23 protein-coding genes are annotated in these 22,560 nt (G+C 70.6%); 9 read left to right on the top strand and 14 right to left on the bottom strand.

Annotated features, from left to right (window positions below; translation table 11 throughout):
* The 3 genes from ACTOQ2_RS13750 to ACTOQ2_RS13740 all read right to left on the bottom strand — a co-directional run bounded on the left by ACTOQ2_RS13750 (position 1) and on the right by ACTOQ2_RS13740 (position 2,755).
* Positions 1-1,629 (bottom strand): acyl-CoA carboxylase subunit beta, encoded by a 1,629-nt coding sequence (locus ACTOQ2_RS13750; protein ID WP_440099955.1) that lies wholly within the window; start codon positions 1,627-1,629, stop codon positions 1-3.
* A complete protein-coding gene (locus tag ACTOQ2_RS13745) occupies positions 1,626-2,408 on the bottom strand; it encodes a TetR/AcrR family transcriptional regulator (RefSeq protein ID WP_440099954.1) in 783 nt (260 codons plus the stop codon). The genes ACTOQ2_RS13750 and ACTOQ2_RS13745 overlap by 4 nt, the downstream gene beginning before the upstream one ends.
* Before the next feature lie 113 nt (positions 2,409-2,521).
* On the bottom strand, positions 2,522-2,755 hold the full coding sequence (locus ACTOQ2_RS13740; RefSeq protein ID WP_440099953.1) for a hypothetical protein: 234 nt from the start codon (positions 2,753-2,755) through the stop codon (positions 2,522-2,524).
* Between the two features lie 296 nt (positions 2,756-3,051).
* On the opposite strand from ACTOQ2_RS13740, the gene ACTOQ2_RS13735 reads away from it, so the two are divergent.
* Both ACTOQ2_RS13735 and ACTOQ2_RS13730 read left to right on the top strand, forming a co-directional pair.
* A complete protein-coding gene (locus ACTOQ2_RS13735; protein WP_440099952.1) occupies positions 3,052-3,420 on the top strand; it encodes a nuclear transport factor 2 family protein in 369 nt (122 codons plus the stop codon).
* 55 nt (positions 3,421-3,475) lie between these two features.
* Positions 3,476-3,823 carry a DUF1330 domain-containing protein gene (locus tag ACTOQ2_RS13730; RefSeq protein WP_440099951.1) on the top strand — a complete coding sequence of 116 codons (348 nt, stop codon included), beginning with the start codon at positions 3,476-3,478 and terminating at the stop codon, positions 3,821-3,823.
* 8 nt (positions 3,824-3,831) lie between these two features.
* Here the strand turns inward: ACTOQ2_RS13730 and ACTOQ2_RS13725 are convergent, their stop codons facing one another.
* The 4 genes from ACTOQ2_RS13725 to ACTOQ2_RS13710 all read right to left on the bottom strand — a co-directional run bounded on the left by ACTOQ2_RS13725 (position 3,832) and on the right by ACTOQ2_RS13710 (position 11,043).
* Positions 3,832-4,167 carry a cupin domain-containing protein gene (locus tag ACTOQ2_RS13725; protein ID WP_440099950.1) on the bottom strand — a complete coding sequence of 112 codons (336 nt, stop codon included), beginning with the start codon at positions 4,165-4,167 and terminating at the stop codon, positions 3,832-3,834.
* A 12-nt stretch (positions 4,168-4,179) separates the two neighbouring features.
* Positions 4,180-6,918, bottom strand: coding sequence for an AAA family ATPase (locus ACTOQ2_RS13720; protein ID WP_440099949.1), 2,739 nt, complete (start codon positions 6,916-6,918; stop codon positions 4,180-4,182).
* A 223-nt stretch (positions 6,919-7,141) separates the two neighbouring features.
* Positions 7,142-9,724 carry a DUF7825 domain-containing protein gene (locus tag ACTOQ2_RS13715; RefSeq protein WP_440099948.1) on the bottom strand — a complete coding sequence of 861 codons (2,583 nt, stop codon included), beginning with the start codon at positions 9,722-9,724 and terminating at the stop codon, positions 7,142-7,144.
* On the bottom strand, positions 9,721-11,043 hold the full coding sequence (locus ACTOQ2_RS13710) for an SWIM zinc finger family protein (protein ID WP_440099947.1): 1,323 nt from the start codon (positions 11,041-11,043) through the stop codon (positions 9,721-9,723). The genes ACTOQ2_RS13715 and ACTOQ2_RS13710 overlap by 4 nt, the downstream gene beginning before the upstream one ends.
* 209 nt (positions 11,044-11,252) lie before the next feature.
* Between ACTOQ2_RS13710 and ACTOQ2_RS13705 the strand changes: the two genes are divergently transcribed.
* Both ACTOQ2_RS13705 and ACTOQ2_RS13700 read left to right on the top strand, forming a co-directional pair.
* On the top strand, positions 11,253-12,209 hold the full coding sequence (locus ACTOQ2_RS13705; RefSeq protein WP_440099946.1) for an epimerase: 957 nt from the start codon (positions 11,253-11,255) through the stop codon (positions 12,207-12,209).
* A gap of 201 nt (positions 12,210-12,410) precedes the next feature.
* The gene (locus ACTOQ2_RS13700; RefSeq protein ID WP_440099945.1) at positions 12,411-13,001 is read left to right on the top strand and encodes a hypothetical protein; all 591 of its coding nucleotides are present in this window, start codon (positions 12,411-12,413) and stop codon (positions 12,999-13,001) included.
* A gap of 46 nt (positions 13,002-13,047) precedes the next feature.
* Here ACTOQ2_RS13700 and ACTOQ2_RS13695 read toward each other — a convergent pair whose 3' ends face one another.
* The gene (locus ACTOQ2_RS13695) at positions 13,048-13,986 is read right to left on the bottom strand and encodes a GlxA family transcriptional regulator (RefSeq protein WP_440099944.1); all 939 of its coding nucleotides are present in this window, start codon (positions 13,984-13,986) and stop codon (positions 13,048-13,050) included.
* Positions 13,987-14,072: 86 nt separating this feature from the next.
* On the opposite strand from ACTOQ2_RS13695, the gene ACTOQ2_RS13690 reads away from it, so the two are divergent.
* A complete protein-coding gene (locus tag ACTOQ2_RS13690; RefSeq protein ID WP_440099943.1) occupies positions 14,073-15,320 on the top strand; it encodes an MFS transporter in 1,248 nt (415 codons plus the stop codon).
* Positions 15,321-15,452: 132 nt separating this feature from the next.
* Here the strand turns inward: ACTOQ2_RS13690 and ACTOQ2_RS13685 are convergent, their stop codons facing one another.
* From ACTOQ2_RS13685 to ACTOQ2_RS13675, 3 genes are read right to left on the bottom strand one after another with little or no spacing between them, the layout of a single operon-like run.
* Positions 15,453-15,638, bottom strand: coding sequence for a DUF397 domain-containing protein (locus ACTOQ2_RS13685; RefSeq protein ID WP_440100216.1), 186 nt, complete (start codon positions 15,636-15,638; stop codon positions 15,453-15,455).
* A gap of 47 nt (positions 15,639-15,685) precedes the next feature.
* Positions 15,686-15,883 carry a DUF397 domain-containing protein gene (locus ACTOQ2_RS13680; RefSeq protein ID WP_440099942.1) on the bottom strand — a complete coding sequence of 66 codons (198 nt, stop codon included), beginning with the start codon at positions 15,881-15,883 and terminating at the stop codon, positions 15,686-15,688.
* Between the two features lie 7 nt (positions 15,884-15,890).
* Positions 15,891-16,736: a helix-turn-helix domain-containing protein gene (locus tag ACTOQ2_RS13675; protein WP_440099941.1), complete on the bottom strand. Its 846-nt coding sequence runs from the start codon at positions 16,734-16,736 to the stop codon at positions 15,891-15,893.
* 264 nt (positions 16,737-17,000) lie between these two features.
* On the opposite strand from ACTOQ2_RS13675, the gene ACTOQ2_RS13670 reads away from it, so the two are divergent.
* Positions 17,001-17,399 (top strand): ATP-binding protein, encoded by a 399-nt coding sequence (locus tag ACTOQ2_RS13670; protein WP_440099940.1) that lies wholly within the window; start codon positions 17,001-17,003, stop codon positions 17,397-17,399.
* A complete protein-coding gene (locus tag ACTOQ2_RS13665) occupies positions 17,396-17,632 on the top strand; it encodes a hypothetical protein (protein ID WP_440099939.1) in 237 nt (78 codons plus the stop codon). Before ACTOQ2_RS13670 ends, ACTOQ2_RS13665 begins: the two co-directional genes overlap by 4 nt.
* Before the next feature lie 174 nt (positions 17,633-17,806).
* Here the strand turns inward: ACTOQ2_RS13665 and ACTOQ2_RS13660 are convergent, their stop codons facing one another.
* A complete protein-coding gene (locus ACTOQ2_RS13660) occupies positions 17,807-18,331 on the bottom strand; it encodes a hypothetical protein (protein WP_440099938.1) in 525 nt (174 codons plus the stop codon).
* 113 nt (positions 18,332-18,444) lie between these two features.
* Entirely contained in the window at positions 18,445-20,157 is a 1,713-nt protein-coding gene (locus tag ACTOQ2_RS13655) for an alpha/beta hydrolase (protein WP_440099937.1), read from the bottom strand.
* 404 nt (positions 20,158-20,561) lie between these two features.
* On the opposite strand from ACTOQ2_RS13655, the gene ACTOQ2_RS13650 reads away from it, so the two are divergent.
* Complete coding sequence (locus tag ACTOQ2_RS13650; RefSeq protein ID WP_440099936.1) at positions 20,562-20,813, top strand: prevent-host-death protein; 252 nt, start codon at positions 20,562-20,564, stop codon at positions 20,811-20,813.
* 206 nt (positions 20,814-21,019) lie between these two features.
* Here ACTOQ2_RS13650 and ACTOQ2_RS13645 read toward each other — a convergent pair whose 3' ends face one another.
* On the bottom strand, positions 21,020-21,640 hold the full coding sequence (locus ACTOQ2_RS13645; RefSeq protein ID WP_440099935.1) for a helix-turn-helix domain-containing protein: 621 nt from the start codon (positions 21,638-21,640) through the stop codon (positions 21,020-21,022).
* Between the two features lie 174 nt (positions 21,641-21,814).
* On the opposite strand from ACTOQ2_RS13645, the gene ACTOQ2_RS13640 reads away from it, so the two are divergent.
* A complete protein-coding gene (locus tag ACTOQ2_RS13640) occupies positions 21,815-22,552 on the top strand; it encodes an SDR family NAD(P)-dependent oxidoreductase (RefSeq protein ID WP_440099934.1) in 738 nt (245 codons plus the stop codon).
* Positions 22,553-22,560: the final 8 nt, after the last annotated feature.

Genomic DNA, 22,560 nt, shown 5'->3' with positions numbered 1-22,560 from the left:
TCACATCCGGAAGACGCCGAAGCCCGAGGGCCGCGGGACGGTGGCGTTGCCGACGGCGGCGTTGGGGAGAGCGGCGGTGGCGTTGCCGGCGCTGTTGACGGCGGACAGGCAAAGGCCCAGGACCGTCCGGGTGTCGCGGGGGTCGATCACGCCGTCGTCGTAGAGGCGGCCCGACAGGAAGAACGGCAGCGACTCGGCCTCGATCTGCGCCTCCACCAGCTGGCGCATCGCCGCGTCGCCCTCTTCGTCGTAGACCTGGCCGCGCGCCTGGGCGGCGGCCCGGCCGACGATGGACAGCACCCCGGCGAGCTGGGCGGGCCCCATCACGGCCGACTTGGCGCTGGGCCAGGTGAACAGGAAGCGGGGGTCGTAGGCCCTGCCGCACATCCCGTAGTTGCCCGCCCCGTACGAGGCGCCCATCACGATCGTGATGTGCGGGACGGACGAGTTGGACACCGCGTTGATCATCATGGCGCCGTGCTTGATGATGCCGCCCTGCTCGTAGTCCTTGCCGACCATGTAGCCGGTGGTGTTCTGCAGGAAGACCAGCGGGACGCGGACCTGGTTGGCGAGCTGGATGAACTGCGCCGCCTTCTGCGCCTCCTCGCTGAACAGCACGCCCCGGGCGTTGGCCAGGATCCCGATCGGATGGCCGTGCAGGCGGGCCCACCCGGTCACCAGGCTCCCGCCGTACAGGGGCTTGAACTCGTCGAACTCGCTGCCGTCCACCACCCGCGCGATCACCTCGCGCGGGTCGAACGGGATCTTCAGGTCCTCCGGCACGATGCCCAGCAGCTCGTCCTCGTCGTACAGCGGCTCGCGCACGGCGCCGGGGGAGACGCAGGACCCGCGCCGGTTCAGGCCCCTGACGATCCGCCGCCCGATCCGCAGCGCGTCGTGCTCGTCGGCGGCGAGGTAGTCGGCCAGGCCGCTGACACGCGCGTGCATCTCGGCACCACCCAGCGACTCGTCGTCGGCCTCCTCCCCGGTGGCCATCTTGACCAGCGGCGGCCCGCCGAGGAAGACCTTCGCGCGCTCCTTGACCATGACCACGTGGTCGCTCATCCCCGGCACGTACGCCCCACCGGCCGTGGAGTTGCCGAAGACCAGGGCGATCGTGGGGATCCCGGCCGCCGACAGGCGGGTCAGGTCGCGGAAGATCCGGCCGCCGGGGATGAAGATCTCCTTCTGGGTCGGCAGGTCGGCCCCGCCCGACTCCACCAGGTTGATCAGCGGCAGCCGGTTCTCGAGGGCGATGTCGGCCGCCCTGAGCGTCTTGCGCATCGTCCACGGGTTGGACGAGCCGCCCCGCACGGTCGGGTCGTTGGCGACGAGCACGCACTCGACGCCCTCGACCACCCCGATCCCGGTGACCACGCTCGCCCCGACAGGGAAGTCGCTGCCCCAGGCCGCCAGCGGCGAGAGCTCCAGGAACGCCGAGTCGGGGTCGACGAGCAGCTCGATCCGCTCCCTGGCCAGGAGCTTGCCCCGCGCGCGGTGCCGGTCGACGTACTTCCCGCCGCCGCCCGCCACGGCCCTGGCGTGCTCGGCGTCGAGCTCGGCCAGCTTGGCGAGCATCGCCTCGCGCCGCGCCAGGTAGTCCTCACCGGAGGTGTCCAGGCGGCTCATGAACCCGCTCCCTTGGTTGACACGGACGTCACATCGACGATCCGGCTCGTTGGCGTTGGCGTTGGCGTTGGCGTTGGCGTTGGCGTTGGTGCCTGTGCCTGTGCCTGTGCCTGTGCTTGTGACGGCGACGACGGCGATGGTGTTCGTACCGGCGCCGGGCCCCACGCCGGAGCCGGTGTCAGGCCGATGGCGCGGGCCCAGAGCGTGGAGAGCGTCGCGACGGCGGTCCGCTCGTCGGCGTGCTCGCCGAGGTCCAGCCAGACGTGGGCGAAGTGCTCGACCATCCCGCCCAGCATCACGGCGGTGAGCCGGGGGTCCAGCGACGGGTCGGCCAGCCCCTGCTCCTGCAGGCGCCGCAGCCCCTCCGCGCCCCGCCGCACGAAGACCTCGCGCAGCTCGAGCAGGAGGCCGCGGAAGCTCTCGTCGGTGACCGCGACCTGCTCCAGCATCCGTACCAGCCGGGAGTTGGCGGCCCACGCGCGCAGGTAGAGCAGGTTGGCGGCCTCGATGCGGGCGTACGGGTCGGCGGGGGCGGCCGGTCCGACCACGCTGGCGGTGAACATCTCGCCCACCACGGCCGCCGCCACCTCGCGGAACAGCTCCTCGCGCGAGCCGAAGTAGGTGTAGAAGGTGCCGTGCGAGACCCCGGCGCGGGCGCAGACGTCGTCGACGCGCACGGCGTCGTAGCCCTGCTCCTCGAACGCCTCTCGCCCGGCCTGGACGAGCGCCGCCCGGGTGCGCCGTCCCCGGCTGCCGAGGGTCTCGTACTTGACGATCACGTCAAGTACGGTAACCCACAACCGGCGTCCCCGCCAGGGGCGTGCCTCTCTCCGCCCGGTGTTCAGTGACCTCGTAGCGGCCGGGGAGGTGGACCGGTGAGCCTTACGCGGTCCTACGCGGGCTGCGGCTGTGACGGGAAGCGCGGCGCGAAACTCTCCCGCGACCGCGCCATGACCGCCAGCAGGGCGTCGCGCTCGGCCGCGAGATCCCCGGGGCCGGTGCCGTCGCGCTCGGCGCGCTGGTGCAGCATGACCAGTTCGGTCGCGGCCTGCTGGTAGTCGGACATCGCGCGGCCCGCCCCGATCCCCCTGGCCCACCGGCGGGCCTGCCTCAGGAAGGCCGCCACGCCCCTTCGACGTGCGAGACGAGTGTCGCTGTTCGTGCGGCACCACATCAACATGACGGGCCGCCACTCCTTCCAGCTCCCAGAGATGCCCGACGGGCTCCGCCCGGGTCCGTGTGATGAGCCTCCGGCCTTTCGGCCACCGCGTCCGGCGCGATCTGCCTGATCTACGAGCGATCGGCAAGGCCGGGGAACTCCCTTCGGAGGACGGAAGTACCTAAGCGCGTCAGATTCCCCGTCGTTCCCGTCCGCGTAATTTTGTGGTCACAAGAGAGAACGACCACTGAGGAGACAGAGCCATGAGCGACATGAACGAGCTGGTCCAGGGCTACCTCACCGCGTGGAACGAGACCGACGCCGCCGCGCGGCGGGCCGTGCTTGCGGAGGTCTTCGCCGAGGACGCGATTTACACCGACCCGCTGGTCTCCGTCAAGGGCAGGGACGGGCTCGACGCCACGATCGCGGCGGTCCAGGGGCGGTTCGGCGGGCTGGTCTTCAGCCTCGGCGACGCCGTGGACGCCCACCACGACATCGCGCGGTTCACCTGGCACCTGGGACCTGAGGGCGCCGAGCCGATCGTCATCGGCTTCGACGTCGCGGTGATCGGTGACGACGGGCGGATCAGCCAGGTGCTCGGCTTCCTCGACAAGGTGCCGGCCGGAGTCTGAACGTCTCGGGGAGACGGCCGGTCCGTACCGCTCATCCAGGAACGAAGGAGAAACCATGACCGCCTACGCCATCGCTCACCTGCGGGACGCCGCCCCGCACCCGGAGATCGCCGAGTACGTCGAGCGCCTGCCCGGGACCTTCGAACCGCACGGCGGCCGCTACCTCGTGCACGTCACGCAACACGAGGTGAAGGAGGGCAGCTGGCCCGGGAACGTCGTGATGATCGGCTTCCCCGGGATCGCCGAGGCGCGGGCCTGGTGGGACTCACCCGCGTATCGGGAGATCGCACCGCTGCGCTCGCGGCACATCGAGGGCGACATCATTCTGGTGGAGGGCGTCCCCGAGGGCTACGACCCGGCCGCCACCGTGAAGGCGATGCGAGAGGCACTGCCTGCCGGGTAGCGGCCAGGTCAAGCGGTGACGTCGTAGTTGAAGCCGAAGGCGCGCACACCGGTCTCGGTACGGGGCCGGTGGCTCGTCTCGGGGCCGAAGGCGACGTAGGTGCCCGGTCCGTGGGTGCGGTCGCCCTCGATGAGCTCGCCGCTCACGACGAAGTACGCCTCGCCGTAGGTCTCGTGGACGTCGAGGTCCGGCCATTCGACGCCCGGAGCGAGGTCGATCACCCACGTCCTGATACCCGGCATGCCCGGGAGCATCCGTACGTGGACACCGGGGCCCAGCTCGATCGGCGTGACCTCGTCGACGTCCACGGGAAGAACCTGCCCAGGCAGCACCTGCTCCATCATCGAGGCAGGGTCTCACAGCCCCAGTCGACCGGCGAAATCCTTGAGCTCGCTCCGGGATGCGACGCCGAGCTTGGGATAGGCCTTGTAGAGGTGGTAGCCGACCGTCCGGTGGCTGAGGAAGAGCTGCGCCGCGATGTCGCGGTTGGACAGGCCCTGCGCGGCGAGCCTGGCGATCTGCAGTTCCTGCGGAGTGAGGCCGGCCGCCACGCCTTCGGCGGGCCTGGGGCCCTGGTCCTGGGCGCCGGTCGCGGTGAGCTCGCCGCGGGTGCGTTCGGCCCACGGCCGCATGCCGAGCCGGTCGAAGACCTCCAGGGCCTCGTTCAGCGGCCCGCGCGCCTCGGCCTTCCGCCGAGCCCTGCGCAGCCATTCGCCGTACAGCAGCGCGGTCCTGGCGTACTCCAGCGCGCGGCCGTCCTGGTCGTGCAGTTCGAGGGCCGCCGTGTAGAACGCCTCGGCCTGGTCGCCGGCGGTGAGCAGCCCACGGCAGCGCATCACGAGCGCGTCGGCCCACGGCTGCCCGACCGACGCGGCCCACCGCTCGAAGCGCGCCAGAGGCTCGGCGGCGCGTTCCCGCGCCCCCACTCGTACGGCCGACTCCACCAGGTCGGGAGTGGAGCGGGTGGCGCAGATGTGATGGCGCATCGGCTCGCGGGTCAGGCGCTCGAAGCGGGCGAGCGCCGCCTCGGCGCGGCCGAGGCCGAGGTCCAGCAGGCCGAGCGACCAGTGCGCCCACGGCGCACCGGGGGAGATGGTTCCGGCGGTAGCCCCTGCCAGCCCCTCCTCGGCGTTGCGCCGACAGGCGGCCTCCTCTCCCCTGGTCGCGGCGAGGTAGGCGAGCACGCTGCTGAACTGGCTGACCCACTGCCGCTGTCCGGTGTCGCGGGCGAGCCCCAGCGCCTCGCTCGCCGTGGCGAGCGCGTCCAGGTGCCTTCCGGTGAACACTTCGCCCTCGACCACGAAGAACAGCACCGTCGGCAGCCGTCCGGCGCCGCCCCTGGCGCGGTGCCCGGCGGCGAGCGAGGTCGCCAGCTCGTAGGCGTCGGCGTCCTGGCCCAGCGCGAGTGCCGCGCCGCAGAGGATCATCAACACCTGGTCGGGGGTACGGCCCCGCCGCCGCACCGCCGCGAGGGTGTCGCCCAGCGGCGGCGGTCTGTCGGACCGGTTCCGGTCGAGGTGGACGAGGTAGGGCCCCACCGGTGCGAGTGGATCCGCGCCGTCCAACGGCAGTGCGATCAGCCGTTCCAGCGTTGCCGCGAGCTGCTGTTCCCCCAGGTACCAGGAGGTGTGCACGGCCTGGATCAGCAGCACGGCGGCCTGGCCTGGATCGGTGTCGCGGATGAGCCCGGCGCCGTCGAGCAGCAACCGGTGGGCGGCGGAGTAAGAGCCCTGCCAGAAGTCCGCGAGCGCGCGCACGTGCGCGATCCGCGCATTCACCGCCGGGGCCCCGTTCAACCGGCGGGCCGCGCTGCCGCCGAGGGCTCTGGCCCGCTCCAGATCGCCGGCCTCCAGTGCCGCCTCCGCCGCCAGGGCCTCGCGGTGAGCCCTGGCGCCGGGCTCGGCGCTCAGGCGGGCGGCCCGTTCGTACGCCGCGGCGGCCGCCTCGTGGCCGTTGCGTTCGCGGGCGCGAGCGGCGGTGCGCTCCAGCGCGGCGGCGGCATCCTCGTCGGCGCCGGTGGCGGCGGCCGCCAGATGCCAGGCCCGCCGGTCTGCGTGCTCGGGCGAGCCGAGGGCGGCGGCGAGCGCGCGGTGGGCGGCGAGGCGTTGCCCGAGCGGTGCTCGCTGGTAGACGGCGGCGCGGATCAGCGGATGGCGGAAGCGGATCGTGGTGCCGTCGGCGTCGCCGCGGAGCACCAGGCCGGCCCGCTCGGCGGGGGACAGGTCCTCGACGGCCGCGCCCAGCACGGCGGCGGCACGCAGGATCACGGTGAGCTCGCCGGTCTCGTCGGCCGCCGCCACCAGGAGCAGGCTCTGGCAGGCCTCGGACATCCGGCTGACCTGGCCGTGAAAGGCCAGTCGCAGGCGGCTGGTGAGGGGGAGCGCCCCTGGCGAGAACGCGCTGCCGCCTTCGGCGGCCAGGGCGACCGGCAGCTCCAGCAGGGCCAGCGGGTTGCCGCCTGCCTCGGCGAGCAGGCGGTAGCGCACGGCGGGCGCGAGTGAGTGCCGGTCGAGCAGGGCCGCGGCCGCCTCAGGGGCCAGCCCGGACAGGCGTGACTCCGGAAGGCCTGGGGCGGGGAAGGCTCCCTCGCCGTCCCTGGCTGCGAAGATCATGACCACGCCCTCGGCGTGCAGGCGCCGGGCGGCGAACAAAAGCGCGTCCCGCGACGCCCGGTCGAGCCACTGCGCGTCGTCGACGAGGCAGAGCAGCCCCGTTTCGTTCGCGTGCTCCGCCAGCAGGGAGAGCACCGCCAGTCCCACCAGCATCGGCTCCGAGCCAGCCGCCGGCCCGAGCCCGAACGCCGCCTCCAGAGCCTCGCGCTGCGGGCCGGGCAGCGCGGCGAGGGATCCGAGGGCCGGGCGCAGCAACAACTGCAGCCCTGAGAACAGCAACTCCGCCTCGAATTCGACCCCTGTGCCGCGCACCAGCCGCATGTCACCGGCCGCCGCGGCGGCGTGGTCGAGCAACGCCGTCTTGCCGATGCCCGGCTCGCCGCGCAGCACCAGCGACGCGCTGGTGCCCGCCCGGGCTCCTGCCAGCAGTTCGGCGATCGTGTCCTCTTCGGTCTTTCGCCCGTGCAGTTCCCCCGCGCCCATGACCTCATTTTGGCATTCGTCCGGAATCATCCCGTATGAGCCGGTCAGTACCTGGTCATCTGCGGGATCGCCGTCAGGTCGGAAGGATGCCCACGTCAGCCCTGGCCCACCAGGGCGGCCTCGCGCCGGACGACCAGCCGGTCGTGTTCCTCAAGCCCCGAACCCCCGACGACCGGGCCGCCGGTCAGGCAGCTCCCGGGGCGTTGAGGGTTCAGGGCGTTCGTCAGGGGGAGAGCAGCCGGGTGAGGCGGAGCGCCTCGCGGACCATCCGGCTCGACCCGCCGCGCGCGGCGATCGCGGCCAGGCCGGGGACCGGCGTGGTGTCGCCGGGGGGAGCGGTCCTGACGCCGAGCGCGATGAGGTCGGCCAGGCCGCTGAGCGGCCGTTCCCCGTCGGCGGGCAGCAGGTGCGGAAGGGCCGCCGCGACGGCCTGCCACACCTGCGCGCCCGCGCCCGCCCGTTCCGCCTCGGTCAGCGACGGGATGACGCGGCTCAGCGTCACCATGCCGTTCCTGGCCAGGTGGCCGAGCTGGTCTCCCAGGTCGGCGGCGGGCAGGTCGCCGGTGGCGGCGAGGACGAGGAGCAGATCCAGGGCCGCCGTACGATCGGCGGGGTCCGCGTTGTTCAGGCAATAGGCCAGCATGGTCGCGAAGGCGGGGCCGAGGGGGCCGTCCGCCCGCGCGAGATCGCGAAGGATCGGCAGCCCGGGACTGTTTTCCGGCCACTCCCAGTCGAAGAACGGCAGCACGTGGGCCGCGACGACCTCGCGATGGGAGGGCATGACCCCGGCCCACCAGCTCATGTACCCGCCGCGGTTGTGAACGTGGGTCTCGGGATCGCGGCACAGCGGGTCGACCAGGTCGAGCCCGACCGGTGAGGCCGCGACGAACGAGGCCGCACGCGGGTTGGAGTAGTACAGCGGCTGCTCCCCCTCGTCGAACCAGCTGTGCCGGTAGGTGCCGTTGGTGTAGCCGTACCGGACCGTCACCACGGGGTCGGCCAGCCCCTCCCCGGACATCCATCGCGCCACGAGCCGCCCGGCTGAAGTGGTGAGCCCGGCGGCCCTCGCGGCGACCTCGGCGTCGACCCGCCGGGGGATCCGCAGCAACGCCTGCTGCAGGTCGGCGTCCGGCGGGTCCATGCCCACGGCTTCCAGGCGTTCGAGACGGGCGAGGAGTTCGGCGGGGTCGACATGGCCGTCGGCGCTCGTCGGGGTGGCCAGCAGCACCGGCGGCAGGGCGTCCGCCCGCGCCGCGCTGACGAGCTCGGCCATCCGGCGCAGGGTCAGCAGGTGCGGCACCGAGGTATGGCTCGGGCCCGGAAGCCGAGGAGCGGGTGACGAGGTCGCCGGAGAGGCGATGGCCTGCATGGCCGCCCACAGCCACGCCAGCGGGTTGTCGTTCTCGCTCCATCCCCATTCGCGGACCGGCACCGGAGCCAGGGCCGCGCGTACGGCCTCGCGGTCCCGGTGGGTGAGCTCGACCAGCCCCGCCGCCAGCCGTTCGGTCTCCAGCCGGCCGAGCTGACCGTGGGGGTCGGCCGCGAGCCGGGCGAACTCCGCGCCGAGCTCGGCCACCGTGGTGATGGGCGGCGGGAACTCGACCCGGGGGAGTCGCGGGGCAACCAGGAGAGCGGGCCTCTCCTCCTCCTTCTCGCCGGGCCGCTCCTTGATGCCGAGGAGCGCTCGCAGATCGGCGGGCAGGGCGCCGACCGCGTCGCGAAGCGCTGCCGGATCCAGGTTCGCGGCGTGCTTGACGGCCAGCCGCACGGCGCGTTCCTGCACGTCGGATGCTTCGTGAGCGAAGGCCGTCGCCAGGGCCCCGGCCGCCGCCCCGGCGTACTCCGGCGACAGCCGCACGGACCGGTCGAGCCACGAGAGACCGGCGCGCACGAGCTTCTTCTCCGGCCGGTACATCAGCGCCTCGACGGCCTCGGCGAAGTCGCCGGGGGACACGGCGGGCAGCTCGCGCAGGTGGCCCAGGGCCAGCTCGGCGACCGTGCCGGGCGCGGACGGCAGCAGCCGCAGGTAGTCGCGGGCCCGGGACCCGACCTCGGCGGGGGTGGGTTCGAGCGCCTGGTGCAGGCGGACGAAGAAGCGCATCTCCAGCGCGGTGCCGCCGCGCAGGAACCGGCCGACGCACCCGTCCAGCAGCATCGCGCGATCGACCCGGCCGCCGGCGGCCAGCGTGCGAAGCCCGCCCAGCCAGGTGCCGCCGGAGGTGGGGTCACCGTCCCACTGCAGGGCCTCGCCGACTCCCTGGGCGTGAAAGATCCGCGGCAGGAGCGCGTCCAGCAGCGGGTCGGCGGCCAGCACGTCGGCCACCCGCCCGCGGCCGAGCGCCGCCGACACCCAGCCCACGACGAAGCCGTCGTCGGCCGGCGGCTCGATGCCCGTCCGGAGGATCAGGGACGCGGTCAGCTCGTAACTCGGGTCGCTCCCGCGGAGCTTCTCCGCCAGCCGCGCCGCCAGCTCGGCCTGCCACGCGTGCGGGCGGGCGCCGACCAGGTCGAGCAGCCGATCGGTGTCGTCCACCGTCTCGCGGGCGCCGACCAGGCCGCGCCGGGTGAGCCAGGACGCGACGGAGGCCGCGGCGGCGATCGTGCCGGCGCCCGCCGCGCGCAATGCCTCGGCCCGGTCCCCGGCGCCGCGCCAGGAGTCGAGATAGAGCCGGATCTCCTTGAGATGCCCCGGCAGCCGCTTGGCGACCTCGCGCCTGGCGGCGTCGTCCAGGGTCACGACCAGCTTCGCGACGCCGTCGGCGTCGCTCTTGTCGATCAGGTCGCGTACGTCGTCCCACGCGTTCACGCCTGGGCTCCCTTCAGGATCTGTACGGCGAGCACGTGCTTGCACGGCCCTCGTTGTCCTTGGTGCCTGGCCCACCACGGGCAGGTACAGGCGGTGCCGCGCACCTCGCGGACCTGGTCGCCGGAGGTCACCAGGGCCCGGTCGGGCCCGTCGAGCCGTACCGCCCCGCCGCCGGCGAGCTCGCGGGCGGCCCTGGCGCGCGGGTTCATCGCGGCGACCCTGTCGCGGTCGTAGGGCAGCTCGCGGTGGAAGTAACCGGCCTCGGCGGTGTCGTAGCCCACCCGGCCGGCCGCGCCGAGCTGCGTCAGCGCGGCCCGCACCCGGGGCGTGTCAAGACCGGAGCGCTCGGCCAGCAGGTCGGGCTCCACCCTCGGCTCGAAGGCCAGCAACGCGCCGACCAGGTCGGCGTCGTCCGCGGCGTCGTCGGAGGCCAGCGTCCGGAGCACGGCCCCCTCGGTGGAGAAGGAGCGCCCGCTGTCCGGGGACAGGGTGAGCACGTAACGCATGCCGGGCAGCTCCAGCTCCCATGCGCTCGCCACGGCGGCGTCCGGGCGGGCCGGGCCGTACAGCCGCAGGGTCCTGGCGAAGCGCAGCAGCGTGAGCATCGTCGCCAGCCGGTCGGGGCCCGGCAGGCAGACGGCGCCGGGCACCGGGCCCGCGGTCAGCCGCAGCGAGCGGCCCGAGGGCACCGCCCACAGGGTGGAGCCGACCCGGCGGGGCAGCGCGCGCAGGAAACGCACCGCCTCGGGCCCGGTGAGCTCGGCCCGCAGGTCGAAACCCGCGGTGACGAGCTGGACCTCGGCGAAGCCGCGCAGCCACCGCTCGGGCAGCGGCACCTTCTTCTCCACCACCGCGCCGTCCAGCGTGGTGACGGCCAGCTCGTCCCGCCCGACGCCCAGGTGGAGGGGGTCGGCGCCACCGACGCGCGCCAGCGCCTCGCGCAGCGGGCCGTTGACGTCGACGTTGGTGGTGCCCAGGTCGACCACCTCCCCGTCGAGGGCGCGTTCCAGCACGTCGAGGCGGGCGTAGACGCCGCCGCAGGCGGAGAACGACTCGAAGCGGAGCCGGTCGCCGTTGCAGGTGACCACCGGGTCGCGGGAGAAGGTCGGGGCCGGGCGGTCGTAACGGGCCTGCGCCACGTTCGCGACGGCGAGCAGCCCGGCCGCGGCGGGGGCGGCCTCGGTCAGCAGGCCGCTGAAGAACCGGGGATGGCTCAGCGGGCCGCGTACCGTACGCCCGCCCGAGGTGGACAGGGCCAGCCGCCCGGCGGTGAGCGTGGAGGGTCCGGCGTACGCGTACGCCTGCACCGCATTGGTCATGATCGGGACCGTAGCCGTGATCACCGACATTTCTCACAACGGAGACCGGTTTTGTCCGTAGCGAATCAGCGCCCGGCGGCGGAGGCCGCCGTCCGTTCGCCTCCCCGGCTCAGAGGTGCGCCGAGGATTCCCCGGCGTGGATGGCGACCCTCTTTTGAACGCGTTCAGCGCGCTGCGCTACGGTGGTCCCACACGTTCTGGGGAGTCCGATGAAGATAGTGATACCCGGAGGAAGCGGTCAGGTGGGCGCGATCCTGGATCGTGCGCTGACGGCCGCGGGGCATGACGTCGTGGTGCTGACCAGGCGGCCGGTACGTGAGCGTGAGGTCCGCTGGGACGGGGAGACCCCGGGACCCTGGGCACAGGAGATCGACGGCAGCGACATCGTGGTCAACCTGGCCGGGCGCAGCGTCAACTGCCGCTACACCGCCGCCAACCTGAGGGCCATGATGGACTCGCGCGTACGCTCCACCCGGGTCGTGGGCGAGGCGATCGCGGCCGCCGCGCGGCCTCCCCGGGTCTGGTTGCAGATGAGCACCGCCACCGTCTACGCCCACCGCTTCGACGCGCCCAACGACGAGGCGACCGGCGTGCTCGGCGGCACCGAACCCGGCGCCCCCGGCTACTGGGCCCGCAGCGTCGAGATCGCGAAGGCGTGGGAGGGAGCGCAGGAGCGAGCCGAGACCCCGCACACGCGCAAGGTCGCCATGCGCGCCGCCATGGTGATGAGTCCCGATCGCGGCGGCGTCTTCGACGTCCTGCTGCGGATGACGAGGCTCGGCCTCGGCGGCCCGATCGCGGGCGGCGCGCAGTACGTGTCCTGGATCCACGACCGCGACTTCGTCCGCGCCGTCGAGTTCCTGGCCGGCCGGGACGACCTCGCCGGGCCGGTGAACCTCGCCGCCCCCGATCCTCTGCCGCAGCGTACGTTCATGCGCGTGCTGCGCGCCGCGTGGGGTGTTCGGGTCGGCCTGCCCGCGACGAGGTGGATGGCCGAGCTCGGCGCGTTCGCGCTGCGCTCGGACACCGAACTCCTGCTGAAGAGCCGCAGGGTCGTCCCCGGCCGCCTGCTCGAAGCGGGTTTCGCCTTCAAACACGCCCGGTGGCCGGAGGCCGCCGGCGACCTCGTACGGCGCGTGCGCGGCGGCACCGTCCCTTCCGGCTGACGCGCGGCGTCTCGAAGAGCCCGGGAGATCAGTGGCACGCGCATGTCCGCCTTGAGCGGTTCGCGGCGCGGTCGGCCCGGTTCTTTCGGGGTGCTTACGTCTCTCTTTCGGGGTGCTTACGTCTCCGCGCACCCACTCAACTTTGTGGCCGGCAACGCGCACGATGACGAGCGTCATGACCGACAGGAATGGAGTATCCCCATGCGTCAATCAGCTCTCTACCGGGCCACCGGGGCGGCCGGCCTCGTCTGCGCCGTGCTGCTGCTGGTCAACATCCTGCGCCGCGCGGGCGCGCTGCCGGAGACCGCGCTCACCCATGCCATCGCACCGTTCGGCGCGCTCGCCGGCCTCTTCGCGATCACCGGCCTCTACTTACTGATACGCGGTACGGCCGGCAGGCTCGGCCTCATCGGCTACCTGCTCAACTCGGCCGGCCTGGCCGGGGCGTTCGCGATCGAGTACACGCTGCACTACGTCTTCCCGCTGCTGGGCAGGCCCACGATCGACGGGCTGCTGGCCGGGGGCACCGGACGGGCGTTCCTCGTCACCTCGGTCGTGCTGATCGCGGGAGTCCTGACCTTCAGCGTCGCGGCCCTGCGCTCGGGCGCCCTCCCGGCCGTCGCGATCGCGCTCTACGCCGCCGGCATGATCCCGGGCTCGCTCAGGAACCTGGTGCCCGTACCGGTCTACCTGGTCGGCCTGGTGATCGCGGCCGTGGGCATCGCGTGGATGTCCGCCCGGCTCTGGACCGCCCGGGAGGAAACCGCCCCCCTCCAAGCCTCCGGCGTGTGACAGGGGAGCGGTCGAGCCCCGGAAGGTACGGGCCGCCGGGCGCCGGTCAGCGGAACGAACGCCGGTAGGCGGCCGGGGTGGTGCTCAGCGCCTTGTGGAAGCGGCGGCGCAGGTTGACAGCAGAGGACAGGCCGACGCGCTGGGCGATCGTCTCCACCGGGAGGTCGGTCTCCTCCAGCAGGGCGCGGGTGCCGGCGATGCGCCGGTCGAGCAGCCAGCGGCCGGGGGAGATGCCGAGCTGCTCGGTGAAGTGGCGGCTGAGGGTGCGCGCCGACATCCCCGACCGGGCCGCCATGTCCTCCAGGGTCAGCGGCCGGTCGAGGTTGGCAGTTATCCAGTCGAGGAGCGGGGCGAGGGAGTCGGGGACCGGTCCGGTCGTCGGCAGCGCGGGGTACTGGCGCTGGCAGCCCTCCCGGTGCGGGGCCGCCGACAGCTGCCGGCCGATCCGCATGGCGAGGGCCGCGCCGTGGTCGCGCCTGACCTGGTTGAGGCACAGGTCGACGGTGGTGGCCGTGGCGCCCGCCGTCGCGACGTCGCCGTGGTCGACGTACAGGACGGTCGCGTCGGCGCGGACCCTCGGGTAGAGCCGTCCCAGCTCGTGGGTGAGCTCCCAGTGGGCCGCGGCGCCGCGACCGTCCAGCAGGCCCAGGCTCGCCGGGACGTGGACACCCGCGCAGATCCCGACGATCCGCGCGCCGCGGCCGTGGGCGGCCAGGACCGCCGCGCCGATTTCGGCGGAGACGTCCGGGCCTGGGCACCAGCCCGCGATGAGGATCGTGTCGGCCTCCGTCAGGGCCTCCAGGCCGTCGTGGACGACGATGTCGGCGCCCAGCGTGGTCGGGATCGGGCCGGGCCGCTCGGCGCAGAGCCGGAAGTCGTAGAGCTGGGGGATGTCGGGACCGTGGTAGCCGAACACGGCGGACGCGCAGGTCACCGGGTACATCTCCTGTGTGGGGCCGACCAAGGCGACCACGCGATGCTTCATGGCAAGAATGTACCCAACAATGTCATTCGGGACGTCTGTGGGGATATGCGCTGATATCCAGAATGAGTGGTCATGGAGTTCGTCACATGACCGCGATTCTCGATCGTGAAGATGCCCCGAGCGCCCCGCCCACGCTCTGGACCAGGGATTTCTCCTTCTATTTCGCGGCCCGGGTGGTGTCGCTGCTGGGCGACGCCATGATGCCGGTCGCGACGGCGCTGGCGGTCGGCGCCGTCTACGGGGTCTCGGGCGTGGGGTACGTTCTCGCCGTCTGGACGGCGCCCTTCGTATTGTTCGTTCTGTTCGGCGGGGTCTTCTCCGACCGGATCGGCGCACGCGCCATGATGGTCGGCGCGGACCTGGTGCGGATCGTCACCCAGGGCGTGCTCGCCGTCGCGTTCTTCACCGGCACCCCGTCGCTGTGGCTGCTGATAGTCGCCTCCGCGCTGTCCGGTACGGCCGCCGCGATGTTCCAGCCCGGCGTCAACGGCATGGTCCCGCTGGTCGCGAAGGACCCCCAGCGGGCCAACGGCACCCTCAAGATCGCTGACGCGGCCACCCAGCTCGGCGGCCCGGTCCTGGCCGGAGCGCTGATGGCGCTGACCGGCGCGGGCGCCGTCTACGCCCTCGACGCGGCCACCTTCCTGGTCAGCGGCCTCTGCCTGGCCCTGATCAGGCTCGCCCCCGCCCCCGCCCCCGCCCCCGCCGCCGGGGCCGGGGCCGGGGAATCCTCGACGGTCCTGCTCGACCTGCGGCGCGGCTGGACGGAGTTCCGCTCCCGCAGCTGGATGTGGTCGGTGATCCTGGTCTGGGTCTTCTTCGGCATGTTCGTCTTCGGCCCCTACATCCCGCTCGGCTCCCGGCTGATCGGTGACCGCCTGGGCGAGGCCGCCTACGGCTGGGCGATGGCCGCCCTCGGCGCCGGCACCGTGATCGGCGGCCTGGTCGCGATCCGCTTCCGCCCCGCCCACCCGCTGGCCGCGGGCGCGGTCGCCCTGACCGGCTTCACCTGCATCCCGCTGTCGGTCGCCCTGGAGCTCCCGCCTCTCCCGCTGATGGCGGGACATCTGCTCGGTGGCGCCTCCTGGGCGTTCTGGTCGGTGATGTGGTCGACGAGCGTCCAGACGCAGGTGGCCTCGGACGTCCTCAACCGGGTGACCGCCTACGAGGTCGCCGGCTCGGTCTCGGGCGTCGCCGTGGGCCAGGCCCTCGTCGGCCCGGTCTCCTCGATCGTCGAACCCCGGGACCTGCTTTTCGTCTCGACCGGCGTCACCGCCGCCGTCTGCGCCGCCCTCCTGCTCATCCCGCCGATCCGCCGCCTGCGCCGGATCTGACCACCCGGGGGGAAGTGATCCGCACGCTCAAGCGTCTGATCACTGCTTTTGCCCTCCATGGTTCCGTTGCCGTTTCGTTGGACTCAGAAAACGTTTTACCGGACTCCGAGAACAGCGACGGACGCCGACAGCTCACCGCGCTCGGGCGAATGCGGTCCATTCGCCCGAGGAGAACTTCAAGATGGGGCCCCCGGTGTCTTTGGAATCCCGTACGGCCTGACTTCCACCGGGGAGTGCCGCGACCTCGACGCAGTTGTCGCCCGATCCGGAGAGGGAGCTCTTTCGCCAGATCAGGTGGTAGGGCCGGGTAAGGTCCACGATTTCCTCTCGGCTCACCTCGGTTGTGTTTGCGCGGCAGGTTTTGGTCAGTCGAACAGGCCGTTTTGTATACCGCCGATGAAGGCGGACCACTCCGAGGGAGTGAAGATCAGGCTCGGCTCGTCGGGAGCCTTCGAATCACGTACCGCAACGATGCCAGGAAGGTTCAGCGCGACTTCCACGCAGTTGTTGCCGCCACCCTGGCTGAGGGTGCTCTTGCGCCATTCGGCGCCGGACAGATCCATTGGTGCCTCACAACCGGTCGATCAGTTCGGACAGATAAGCGATCGAGGCGTCAGCTCCAAGTGCGTCGGCGACGAGGCGCTGCATTATCAGGTTATAGCGTTCGAGGTGTTCGGGCTCTTCGAGATAGAGGCCGTCTGTCGGGGTTTCAACGTAGACAACGTTCCGGTCACTGGGATCAGGGAAGCCGAGGATGACGAACTGACCCCACAGGCCGATGTGCGGGCCAGTCGACATCGGAATGACCTGAATGGTCACGTGCTCAAGAGGATGGGTGTCGATCAACTTGCGAAGTTGGCCGCGCATGACCTCTACGTCACCCACTGGTCGCAGAAGAGCCGCCTCGTCGATGATCGCTCGGTATCGGGGTGAATTCGGGCGCTGCAGAATCTCCTGTCGGCGCATCCTTGCCTCCACGTGCTTGTCGATCTCGGCCGGGTCGTGGACGAGCGAGGCCCGGGTCAGTTCGGCCGTATACGCAGAGGTCTGCAGCAATCCAGGGATCACAAGCGGTTCGAAAGTGTCAATTGAGGATGCCTCCGCTTCGAGTCCCACATAGGTGCCGGTGAAGACACCCTTGTACTGCTCCCACCATCCTCGCTCGCGGGCACCTCGGGCGAGGTCCATGACCGCCTCTCGCTGGGGATCTCCCACCTTGTACAGCTTGAGAATGTCCCGAATGTCGCGAGGGCGTGGTCGGGCTGTTTTGCCCGCTTCGAGGCGCGAAATCGTGGCCCGCGACAGATCCAGTGATTGCGCGACCTCCTCCATGGTCAGACCGGCGGCTTCGCGTAAACGCCTGAGTTCAGTAGCCAGACGTCGACGGCGCACAGTCGGGCTGCCACTGTTTGTCATCGCTTGCCTCCAAGGCGTAGGGATGCTGATCGTAGAGCACTCGACGCAAGGGAAGACATATCGGTCGAGTTTCAAAATGAGAGTTGCAGTATCGACTGTGCAGACCACATCATAGGGCCGTCAAGCGAACACGTTCTGTAAGTGAGTCGTGATGCTGCGCAACGTCGACTGTGGCCCTGGCCGGGCTCTGGCCTCATGGCTTCGAGCCCACGCACGGTAAGCGCCGCACCCGCTCTGTCGGTCTCGCCTCGGATGGAGAAGCTCATGAAGACACCTCGCAGGGCTCTTGAGGCGTATTGGGATCTGCCCGCCGATCCCGAAGTGGTCGGCGCCGCGCGCCGACTGGCGCGGGAGGCCCTCGTCACCTGGGGCATCTCCGCCGTGACGGAGGACGTGACCATGGTCGTGTCCGAACTGGTGAGCAACGCGGTCGTGCACGGGCGGGCGCCGATCACCCTTTCACTGCACCGGCACGGGCGGATCGTGTGCGGGGAGGTCACCGACCACGGCGCTGTGTGGCCTACCCCGCTCCTGGCCGGTCCGGAGGAGGAGCACGGTCGCGGGCTGGCGATCGTCGCGGCCTACGCCGACCGGTGGGGCGTCGAGTCCGCGCCGCAGGGCAAGACCGTCTGGTTCGTCTGCGTAGAACCGGGATCCCGGTGAGCGGCCCGCTGCCCGTCCTGGACATGCTCAGCGACGTACGCCTCTGCGTGCGCTGCGGCACCTGCATCGTCACGCTGGCCGCCGCCGTACGCCTGATCTGGGCTGACGTCACGGACGACGTGATCCCGGCCGAGGTCGTAGAGCAGATCACCGCGCCGGTCGCCGACGTCTGGGTCGACGTGCTGTGCAACCCGTCCTGCCCGCCGGGCGACCACGAGCCGTACCTGGACTGACCGTGACGTCACCGTGCCGGGCGACCCTTCCCGTCCGGCACAGTGCGGTCATGCCGGGGGTGTAGCTGGCCAGGTATCGTATCCCTTTTCGTGCGCCCATATTGACTTTTCCGGTATGGCTCGGCGGAGTTCGGCCGATGAGCCATGCGATCAAGGGGAAACGAGTTCGGCGCGTCAGGAGGAAGATGGGGATGGCTTGTCGGGGCGAAAGCATGGCGAGCTCACCGATAATAAAAATTGCAGGGTGGATTCTCGTTCAACTGTATTGAGGGCGAGGCGAAAGTCGTCACTGCTCCGACCGGACAGGCGTGGCTCTCCCGTGTCGAATGCATGTTCGTTTGTGATTTTATGTCCGAGCCCCTCCCAGTTCACCTGAATTTTTCGAGCCGCCTCGACAAGCCGCTCATTGGGAATCCCCGTCAGATAGTATTTTCGAATGATATAAATCTTACCGGTGGGGATGTTCCCCTCGTTGGGGATGCAAGGATGATCGGCGAGACTTGTGGGGATGAGGTCCAGGCCAGGGGTTGGTTTGACTCCCGCGAGGACTAGACGGGTGAGCTCTTCCACTCGGGCGAGGGCCTGGGCTTCGGAGATATTCGGTCCATCATTCATCGTCGAATCCTTCGTGCAGCCACTGAGCCAGCCGATCATCGCCAACGCGGTGAGCGCCGCGAATACACGTAATCGCCGTGCCATGAGTTCCTTTCAAAATGCGCTCTACCGCTCGGGGCTACCCCGATTAGTATCTTGTGCGATTTTTCGCAAAATTTCAGCTCGTGGGGCCATGTATACCATTTAGAGAATGGGAGCTAATATTTCTCAACTTTGTCGAACTTTCCGGTGACGATGAGGCCGATGTTAATCAAAGAATCCGAATCATCTCTCCAGTAATCGGAGTGGCCGCCTTCGCCGGCGCGGAAACGGGTGGCGCCGAATTCGGGGGAGTCCGGGTCTCCACCGAACCGCCCGAGCTTGGCGACGGGGTCATTGTCACTGGCCCCTACCCACACATGACTGCCCGCGCCCAGTTCGGCGGCCTGGGAGGTGCCGACGCCGGGACTGCCGACGAACACCAGGTCGTCGGCGAACGTCCCGGGAGGACGCAGCGTGGCGGCCTTGCCGGTGGTCAGCGAGCCGTAGCTGTGGCCGACCATGGTCAGACGGGCCGGTACGGCGAGGTCATGGGTGGCGTGCAGTCCGTCGGCGAAGGAGGCCAGTTCCTGAGCGCCCTTCTCCGCTGCGCCGTCCGTGGCCACCGAACGGCCTGGGGCGACCAATCCGAGGTCGATCTGCGGAGCGTTGTAGCCGAGCCACGCGATCGAGGCCGTCTGTTTTCCGGGCGCAAGCCCGCTCGCGGTAGTCCAGGTGACCAAAGCGCGCTCGAAGTCGGCGGCGCCGCCCTCGACCTGGGTGGTGAATCCCGGCACGTAGGTGGTGATGTTGTGTGCCTTGTCAGGGTCGCCGTACGACACCACCGCGCGGCCGTGTGCGTTCACCGCGTCGAAGGAGAGCAGCAGCGCCGGGGGGAAGCCGTTCTGCCCTCCCTTGGCGAGGGCCGCTCTCACCTGCTGGACTCTCTTCAGCATGGTGGCGACCCGCTCTCCGGCCGCCTCCAGTCCCGCGCGTGCCTGGCCGGCGAACTCGGGCCGCCCCGCTTTCTCCTTGAAACCGGCCAGCATGGTGGTCAGCCGTTTCTCCTCCCGGTCGAGGAAGGTCCGGTTGAGCCTGTCCCGGGTGGCCGAGGGCAGCCCGTTCAGCGAGCCGACCAGGCCCGGAGCCGTGCTGGTCAGCTCCTTCGCGACGGCGGGGCTCAGCGTCCTCCACCAGGCGTTGACCCGCTGCGCCAAGCCGGCGTCCTTTCCCTCCCTCTGGAGTTCCAGTATCCCCTCCAGGGCTTTGGTGTCGCCTCCGCTCGCGCGGGAGAGCAGGTCTCTGGCCTTGTTCGGCGCGGTGTCGAACGCGCCGAACAACCCATAAGCCGCCGCTCCCGCACCGATCGTGTTCATGCCGGGGAACGGCCCCTGCACGGGAAGTCCGTTCTCGGCGATCGGCGTCACGCGCGTGATGGTCTCCAGACGCTTTCGCAGATCTCTGGTCTGGGTCTCGGCCCAGGCCCCGACGGAACCGACCGCAGGACCGGCGCCGGGGGCCACGCACAGCGCCGAGCAGGCGCTCTGCAGGTGAGAGCCGGCCTCCGCCAGCGGGTCGCCGGCCCGGTCGAGCTCTCTGATGAGGAGCTCCATCTGGCCGACGTCCATCCCCTTGAACCCGCCGGCACCCGCGGCCATGCTCGCCTGGAGCGGGGTGATCACCTGTAGTCGCGGGGGAACGGCCCCGCCCTGGCGCGCGATCAGTTCGGCGATCTCGTCCAGGGCGGTCTGAAACGCCTGCTGAAGCCGTACTCGGTGGGCGAACAGTTCTTTGGTGAAATAGGACGCTCCGCCACCCACCCAGGTATTGGCCTGCATCACCTGAGCCGCTCTGTTCAGCGCGGGTGCGTTGGTCTGCGCGAGCTCGGCCACTTTGCGATATGCCTCGATTGCGTATCTCGCGGTTGAAGTCATATCGGAGGACGTCACCGATGCATCTCACCATAAATGCATTTGCTGGTCCATTGTTGATAAGCACCCATCATTTGCGTTGTGTGTTGTCTGCCCGGATATCGGTTCACCGATATCCGGGCTACGGTTCATCCGCTCCTGGCCTCGGCGCCGAATCGGTGGACATCCGAGCTGTTCACCGACCCGCCCGGGAACGCGGTGCCGGGCGCAGGGCTCCGTCGATGAGGCCGTCACGGGCCGGCGAGGCGGGCCGGGTGGGAAGAGCCGAGTGCTTCTCGCGCCCGCGATCCAGGAGTGTCCGACGGCAGGGAGGAACGATCAGCGAATCTCCGCCAAAAATCAGATGGTCTGATTTCATGAAGGTGATGACTGCCACCGAGGCGTCTCGGAGCTTCACGGTCGTTATGGACGAGGCCGAGCGGAGGGAGACGATCGTGGGCACTCGTGGGGGTAAGCGGATCGCGGTGATCGGTCCCGCGCCCACGGCACCGGGGCGTATGGTCAAAGCCTTCCTGGCCAGGACCGCGGGGACGCTGGACGCCGATTTCGAGGCCGATGTCGCGGCGGCCAGGGAGGCGGTCGACGACGAGATGAGGAGCGCGTGGCCCGACGCCTGATCCTGGACACCGGCGTGCTGATCGCGGCGGAGTGGGGCAGGGCCTCCGTGGACGCGGTGATCGCGGATTCGGTGCTATGCCCACAGGCCGCACACTCGTAACGGAGACCGGTCCTGCCACGACGGTCCTGCTCGTAGGTTCACACTCGGGGTGATCTTGCAGCTCGTCACCGGTACCCGGGCTGGGACGTACTCGCCGCAGGGTGTTCAGGGGCGGTCGTCCGCGGGGGCTTCCTGGTGAGGCTGGGCCGGTGTGGGGCGGGCGCGCAGGTGGGCGCGCTCTCCTTGGTGGCCGAAGAGGGTCAGAACTTCGACGGGGTGTTCGTCGGCGTTGCCGAACCAGTGCGGTGTGCGGGTGTCGAACTCGGCGGCCTCGCCCGGTCCCAGGGTCAGGTCGTTGTCGCCCAGGACCAGGCGCAGGCGCCCGTCGAGCACGTAGAGCCATTCGTAGCCCTCGTGGCTGGATTGTTCGGGCTGGAGCGGCCGTGTCCGGGGGGAGATGATCAATTTGTAGGCTTGCAGGTTTCCGGCGCGCCTGGTCAGCCGCAGGAGCGTCATGCCGTTGCGGGTGACCGCCTTGAAGTGCAGCCGCGGGTCTCCTGTGTGGGGTGCGCCGATCAGCTCATCGATGGCCACACGCAGCTCCCGTGCGAGCGGCAGCAGCAACTCGAGGGTGGGGCGGCGCTGTCCTGATTCCAGGCGCGAGAGCGTGCTGATGGAGATGCCGGTCGTCTCGGAGAGCTGGGTCAACGTGATGTTGCGGTGGGTGCGCAGGGCCCTCAACCGGGGACCGACCGCCGCCATCGTCGCCGCTGTTCCCTCGTCCATGCCTCCAGTTTGCCACCACGGCAAAGATGTTTGCCGCATCGCCGTGCTGCCCTGACCCTGGTCGCGGGCACCCCGACGGAGGGGCCCTTCCCGCAGAAGAGAGCGCCGGATGACCGGAAGCAGCATGCCCGGCGCACCCACTGAACATCATCGAGAGCACGAAGAAGGAACACCGTGAACAAGGACCTCGCCGACCAGACGGCACTGGTCACCGGAGCCACCGCCGGAATCGGCCGCGCCACTGCCCTGGCTCTGGCCGAACGCGGCGCCCACGTCATCGTCCACGGCCGCGACCGCGAGCGGGCCGCCGACACCCTCCAGTGCGTCGAAGCGCTGGGCGGCTCCGCCCGCTTCGAACCCGCCGACCTCTCCGACCCCGCCGAGGTGACGGCCCTGGCCGAACGCGCCGGAGACATCGACATCCTCGTCAACAACGCAGGCGTCTTCCACTTCGCCCGCACCGCCGACACCGACCAGGCGACCTTCGACGCACACATCAACATCAACCTGCGCGCCCCCTACCTTCTCGTCCAAGGCCTGGCACCCGCGATGGTCCGGCGCGGGCACGGCGCGATCATCAACATCAGCAGCGGTGCCGCCACCGCACCGGGCCTGGGCACCGGCATCTACGGCGCCACCAAGGCCGCCCTGGAATCCCTCACCCGTGTCTGGGCCGCGGAATTCGGCCCGGCAGGCGTCCGCGTCAACGCCGTCGCGGCCGGCCCTACCCGCACCGAAGGCACCGCCGCCTTCGGTGACGCCTTGGAAGCCGCCGGAAAGGCCGTCGCACTGCAGCGCCCAGCGGACGCCGAGGAAATCGCCGGAGCCGTCACCTTCCTCGCCTCCTCGGCCGCCGGCTACGTCAACGGCACCACCCTCAGCGCCATGGGTGGAATGCCCGCCCTCGGCTGATACCACGT

This window comes from Streptosporangium sp. H16, from assembly GCF_051918855.1.
Classification (GTDB): domain Bacteria; phylum Actinomycetota; class Actinomycetes; order Streptosporangiales; family Streptosporangiaceae; genus Streptosporangium.
This window is presented reverse-complemented; position numbering and strand designations above follow the sequence as displayed.